Raw genomic sequence first — 6261 nt, 5'->3', positions numbered from 1 at the left:
AGCATAAATATTAAGAATGAAGCCCTAAGGCTTCTAACCGCTGGTGCGGCGGGGATAGCCTAATAAAAAACTGTTCGTTAGAACGGTGTTCTTAGGAATCCCGTGACTTGAGTCATGGGAGGTTCAAACCTGGCACGACTTGTGAAGATGAAGAAGTTGTTTTTGCCAAGATTAAGTAATTGCAAACTTTTCAAATTTATTTTACGTTAGTGTTCCGATTTTCGTTCCAGGTACGGGCATGCGGGCATGAAAAAACCACCAGCAGATTTTTGCCAATGGTCTTTTCATGCCGTCTGGCCTCTCAGTCAATAACGGCGGAGGGCATCCATGCTGAAGGTATCTTCCTTAAAATCATTGAAATAGGGCAGTTTCGAACGCGCGGTGAGAATGTCGTCCAAGTCGATCTGTGCGAAGACGATTTCCTCTTCATCCTTGCTGGCTTCTGCGATTACTTCGCCGTAAGGAGAAACGACTTTGGAGCAGCCGCAGGCATTGTCGCCAACCGGATTGGACCCTGCGATATAAAGCACGTTGAACAGCGCGTTTCCGGCAAGGTCGACATGCCAGCGCCGCTCAGCAGGAATGCTCCATACCGCGGGAACCACGATCAGCTGAGCGCCTTTAAGTGCCATGATCCGGGCGGGTTCAGGGAATTCCACGTCGTAGCAGATCATCAGGCCAATTTTTCCGAGTGGTGTGTCATATACCGGAAACGCGTCGCCTTCTCTGAATTTCAGCTTTTCCTGGCCCCATGCGTATACCTTCCTCATGTTGCCAATCACTTCGCCCTGGTCGCTGATGAAAATGGCTGAATTATAGAGGCGCCCTGGCAGATCCGTTGATTCGGGATACCCTCCAATGATGTAAATGCCAAGCTCCTTGGCCAGTTTGGAGAGGGACTGGACGAGGTGACCATCGGCAGGCTCTGCGAGCTTTTGAAAAGTTTCAGAATCAAGGTGGTATCCGGTGTAAAACAGCTCAGGCAGGCAAGCAAGCCTTGCGCCGCATTCAGCGGCTTTTCGGAGAAAATGCTCCGCCCGGGTCAGATTTGCGTTTGGGTCTCCCTGAACCGCCTTCAGCTGAATAACTGCGATTTTATACTGTTTTTCAATCATCATCTCATCAACATCTCCATCCCTGTTTGACTTTTATCGCGCAAGCACTTCTCCCTCAACGTGAGGGGCTTCAACAACCGCTTTTATCGAAGACTTAACAAATCATAAACCTCTTCCGGCGTCGCGATAGGACGGCCAACCGCTTTCGCGATTCTTGCGACGCGTTCGACGAGCATTGGATTCGAGGCCGGGATGCCTTTTTCGTATTCAATGACGTCCTCTAGTCCGGTTCTGACATGTCCGCCCATGGCAATGGCCATCGTGATCAGCGGCACATGGCTTTTGCCGACGGCAGTGACCGTCCAGGTAGAATCCAGCGGCAGGCTGTCCACCATATACATCAGATTTTTTGGAGCTCCGACGATGGATCCGGGAACGTTCATAACCAGATTAAAGTGCAGCGGGCCCTTCAATATGCCGCGCTTCAGCAGGAAATGGGCGTTGGAAATCATAGCCAGATCAAACGCTTCAATTTCTGGCTTGATTCCATTTTGAAGCATCTTTGACGCGAGCGCTTCCACCAGCTCCGGTGCGTTGGCGTTGACGCTGTTCGGAAAATTGGAGGAGCCGGTCGAAAGGCTGGCCATCTGAACCTTCAGGTCCAGCATCTGTCCGCGCCATGCCACAGTGTTTTCTCCACCGCGCGCACCCGTGGACAACTGCCTGATAATCTTGACCTTCTCCGTGTCCAGACGGTCCAATACACTTTTGAAAAGGCTGCGGTCACTGGTGGGCTTTTCACTTGCGTCGCGGACATGGATATGCGCGATCGAAGCGCCAAGCGCTGCGCACGCCTTGATGTCGTTGACGATTTCTTCAACCGTGACGGGGGTGTTTGGGTTGATTTCTTTGGTGGGGACATTGCCGGTATGCGCCAGAGTAATAATCAATTTATCCATTGAGATCCTCCATTTCCTCGGGTATTTAAAGTAACAAGCGGGCTGCTGTGGCGCTTAATCACAGCACTTCATCACAGGTTTTTTTAATGGCGGCTTCGAGAGCTTCAAACAGTTCAGAGGTTTCTTCCTTGCTGATATTGATTGGCGGAGTGATTTGTATGTGATCTCCCCGGACGCCGTCTGCCGAACCACTGCCCGGGTATGGCACGATGCCTTCTTCCAGACAGTGGGCAGTCACGATGGCGTTGATCTTTGCACTTGCTTCAAAAGGTGTCTTAGTCTTTTGATCTCTCACGAATTCAATTCCGAGCATCAAGCCTTTGCCCCTCACATCACCGACAATGGGATACTTGTAGAGGGTTTCCATTTTTCTTAAGAGATCATCACCCTGTAGAGCGCAGTTTTCAACATAGTTTTCCCGTTCAATGATCTCGATCACCTTATGGGCGATCCCTGTTGAAAGGGGATTGGAAGCGTAGGTGTGCCCGTGGTGAAAGCTGCCTGAGCCCTTGACCATGATGGTGTTGAAAATTTCATCCGACGCTACTGCAGCGCCTATAGGCGTGTAGCCGCAGCTCATACCCTTGGCAACGCATAGGATATCTGGAACGAAGTCCCCGTAATGGTCGATTGCCATCTTTTTTCCCGTTCGTCCAAATCCGGCCATAACCTCATCATCGATCCAGAGCACATCATATTTTGTGCAGATTTCTCTGACCATCTGAAAATAGACGGGGTGAGGGTGAATGCCGGGCGCGGCGGAACCGACCACGGGTTCGCTAATGAATGCCAGGATATTTTCAGGGCCTTGGCGGAGAATTTCAGCCTCCAGGGCTTCGGCGCAGCGGATGCTGGTTTCTTCAAGTGTTTCGCAGCCCCAAGGATTTCTGTAGTGATAGAATTGAGGGATTTTTGGAAATTGCACTGTCATAGGGTCGAATATTTTTTTACGACCGGTGATCCCGGTCATGGCCATGGCACCCATGGTATTGCCGTGGAAAGAGTTCCATTTTGAAATGATCTTCCATTTTGAGGAGCTGCCGCCATCTCTTTCAACAAAATATTGTCTAGCCAGCTTTATAGAGGTTTCAGTCGCCTCGGAGCCACCTGAGACGAAGTAGACGTGGTTGAGGCTGCCGGGTGTCCAGTCGCTGACCTTTTTCGCGCAGGCTTCAATGGTATCCACCGTAAATCTCGATAAATGTGTAAACGCAATGCGTTCCATTATTTCTTTCGCGTATTCTGCGATTTCTTTGTTGCCATGGCCAATATTCGCGACAGCAGATCCCGAGCATGCATCCAGATATCGCTTTCCATTTTCTTCAAACAGGTAAACCCCTTCACCTCTCTGTATTTTAGGATAATGCCAATTTTGATTTCTGTAGAAGACATGATTTTCCGGGGCACGGTTCAAGCTCATGCAGATCTCTCCTTTTCAAATAATTTTTAAAGTATAAAGTCAAATAGAAGGACAGTGACACAAAAAAATCCGGCCAAAAAAATGAAAGAATGTACTTTCATTTTTTCGCCGGATTTTAATTGCTTGATTAGAGTCACATGGTGGTCACTCTTCGCAAAAAAAGCAGCAGGATTAAGTTGTGACAATGTTTGAGGCTACCTGACAAGAGCGGCTTCACCTCGATGGGATCGGTCGTTCCGCAAGCCAGGCATTATATTTTTCATAAAGCATCTTAACAATCACGCAGATTGCCTTTTGAGATGCGCCGAAGTAGCGGTGATTAATCTCATTGATCAGTTGTTGAACGCCGGATTCATCCATACGAGAACCAATAAAAATACTCTTCAGGAACTCTTTGGTATCCTCGGTAATCAGAGTACAGGACATGCCTTCTATGGTATGGGTCTCATAATTGATAATGATGCCTATGTCCAGATTGCGGTTGAAATAGGCGGAGGGCATCTCACCAGGCAACTTTGCGTAGGAACTGAAATACACCGTATTCTTACCAAATTTCGGCATTTTATGACCTCGCTTTTTCCAAGGACGGTTTTTTTCTGCCTGTAGCTTTTGTACAAGGCTTTCGTTTTCACAGGTGCACGGAATCGTTGAACGCCCTTGGTACCTACTCAGAATTTACCATGGCGGCGACAACGTTGTCAAGCCTAACGTGCCCTTGCCTAACGTGCCCTTGCCTATGATAAGTTTTTGTTGGAAAGCCAGATCCCACGATAGAAATATTGTAGGAGGTGTCTGGCATGTTTGATAACAATGACATCAAAAAGCCACTCAAAGCAGTGGGTCACGATAAAGTGTTGATCATTGGCATCGACGTTTCAAAGTACTTTCACGTTGTTTTGTCAAGAATGTTTCAGTTTTTCCCATCACAAATGGTTTACTTTTTTCCATCACGTGGTCTACTTTTTTATTGAAATTCGCACCAAGGCCGTCAGTAACTAAGATACCATATGGTTAGGATAAGCCCTGAATCTATAATAAGCCAGAGCCAAGACTCCGCCGATGGTTCCCATTCTTCACTCCCCACCAGTATATCAAAAATATGGAAGTGGCGTCTCTTTTTTAACCCATTATCTAATGGACGACAATGGGTTAAGGTTAATTGTAGATCAATTTCATAATTTTCATCGATTCTACCTGGCACAACTTGTGAAGATAATGAAGTTGTTTTTGCTGTAGTTAAGTGATTGCAGACTTTTCAAATTAGTTAAACGTCAGCGTTCCGAAAAACGTTCCAGGTACGGGCACGTTAGCTCAGCGCAGCTTTCTGAAGTTTTTCACGAGGGGCGGCCACTTAGCGAGACTCTGGTTGTCAGTCAGTCCCCAATGGGTGAACAGATGCCCGAGCATTCGGGGATCGCTCCAATAGTTCTGGGAGTAATCGATCAGCGCGGAGGCTGCAGCCGGTTCGTTGCAGCTGGCGGGCCATACGCAAAAGCCTTTCGACAGGAAATAGGGGATGGAACCATAGCTTTCCTGTTCTTTATAATGCCAATCGCAAATGATGATATCCGTGGGTATCAGGTCAACCGCTGGATAGGTATTGTTGAATGAAGCTTCCCATTTGCTGTAACTGGTGGCGGGGTCAGCTCCATTGATGAGCCTGTCGCCCCACATGAACATCTCCACCTTATTCACGTCCACAAGATGGGCACGATAGTCGTTGATAGCTTTAGCAAAAAGTTCTGCCGGATCCTTCCCCTTGCAGCGGGGGCAGAAATCAGAGGCTATTATCAGCACCTCATCCATGCCCACGTGGAATGCTTCGGCCTGAAAGGCGTCGATCAGCTCATCCATAAGATCGAATACGATCGGATTGACCTCTGGATTCAGGGGGCACCAGCTGCGGCAGTAAATTCCTTTGTTTTTCGGGTATTGGCCCGGTGTTTCATCCAACTGGGGATAAACCTTCAGCAGGGCCATGGTCCGTTCTCCCCATGACTGGTGGCCAAGACAGTTGAAAGCCGGTATGATGCGGATACCATTGTCGCGGCACGCCTTTGCAACTTCCCGTGCAGTCTGCAGGGTGAGGCCGTCATCTGCTGCCAGCTCCGGATGGCTCTTCCAGTCAAAATTGTAGTTCACTTCCACCACAAGCGCATTGATACCCCGTTTAGACAGCTTCGGGATTGTGGGCAGCAGTGCAAGGCCTTCATCATCATTATGGATCAAGGTATGCATCCCAGCCAGAGCCGGTGCATCAGAAGGTTTGGGCGGGACGGCAGGTGAGCAGGCCCCCAGCATCACACAGATCACAAGAAGCATGAGGATCATTCTTCCCACAACGGCTCACTCCTTACAGGGATAAGACTTGAAAGATTATTCAGTATTTACCCTTTCTGCAAAAGATGACGCGGAGGATTCGTGATTGACTTGAGTCCTATACAAATGAAGAAGAGGAGGCCATCATGGCAAAGAAAACCAATAAAGCTGAGGCCGCCGGTAACTAAGATATTTATATGGTTAGGATCCTCCTCGAATCTATAATAAGCCAAAGCCAAGACTCCGCCGACGGTTCCCATTCCCCACCCCCCACCAGTATATCAAAATCATGGAAGCGACGTCTCTTTTTTAACCCATTATCTTATGGACGATAATGGGTTAAGTTAAATTGTAGATCAATTTCATAATTTTCATCGATTCGTCGAGTAGTTCAAGCCTCGCGGCTTTTCACCCTCACAGAACCGTGCATGCGCAACTAACGCACACGGCTCTTCGCTTCATCATTCACTTCAGATAACTAGAACCAGCACCAAGATTATAAATCATC

General features: G+C 48.2%; 6 protein-coding genes. 1 reads left to right on the top strand and 5 read right to left on the bottom strand.

All coding sequences use genetic code 11. The features are described 5' to 3' along the window. Nucleotides 1–305 precede the first annotated feature (305 nt). The 4 genes from OEL90_RS14910 to OEL90_RS14895 form a co-directional block, all read right to left on the bottom strand. Nucleotides 306–1118: a nitrilase-related carbon-nitrogen hydrolase gene (locus tag OEL90_RS14910; RefSeq protein ID WP_300689875.1), complete on the bottom strand. Its 813-nt coding sequence runs from the start codon at nucleotides 1116–1118 to the stop codon at nucleotides 306–308. A gap of 80 nt (nucleotides 1119–1198) precedes the next feature. After that, on the bottom strand, nucleotides 1199–2014 hold the full coding sequence (locus OEL90_RS14905) for a 3-keto-5-aminohexanoate cleavage protein (RefSeq protein ID WP_300689873.1): 816 nt from the start codon (nucleotides 2012–2014) through the stop codon (nucleotides 1199–1201). Nucleotides 2015–2072: 58 nt separating this feature from the next. Further along, nucleotides 2073–3434 carry an aspartate aminotransferase family protein gene (locus OEL90_RS14900; RefSeq protein ID WP_300689871.1) on the bottom strand — a complete coding sequence of 454 codons (1362 nt, stop codon included), beginning with the start codon at nucleotides 3432–3434 and terminating at the stop codon, nucleotides 2073–2075. Nucleotides 3435–3647: 213 nt separating this feature from the next. Continuing rightward, entirely contained in the window at nucleotides 3648–3995 is a 348-nt protein-coding gene (locus OEL90_RS14895; RefSeq protein ID WP_300689869.1) for a DUF3870 domain-containing protein, read from the bottom strand. A gap of 236 nt (nucleotides 3996–4231) precedes the next feature. Here OEL90_RS14895 and OEL90_RS14890 point away from each other — a divergent pair, with 236 nt between their 5' ends. Then, entirely contained in the window at nucleotides 4232–4405 is a 174-nt protein-coding gene (locus tag OEL90_RS14890; RefSeq protein ID WP_300689866.1) for a hypothetical protein, read from the top strand. 340 nt (nucleotides 4406–4745) lie between these two features. Here the strand turns inward: OEL90_RS14890 and OEL90_RS14885 are convergent, their stop codons facing one another. After that, nucleotides 4746–5765, bottom strand: a complete 1020-nt coding sequence (locus OEL90_RS14885) for a family 20 glycosylhydrolase (protein ID WP_300689877.1) — start codon at nucleotides 5763–5765, stop codon at nucleotides 4746–4748. Nucleotides 5766–6261 lie beyond the last annotated feature (496 nt).

The organism is Acidaminobacter sp. (assembly GCF_030247605.1).
Taxonomy (GTDB): domain Bacteria; phylum Bacillota; class Clostridia; order Peptostreptococcales; family Acidaminobacteraceae; genus Acidaminobacter.
Note: the sequence above shows the minus strand (reverse complement) of the source record. Positions and strands in the feature narration are given on the sequence as shown.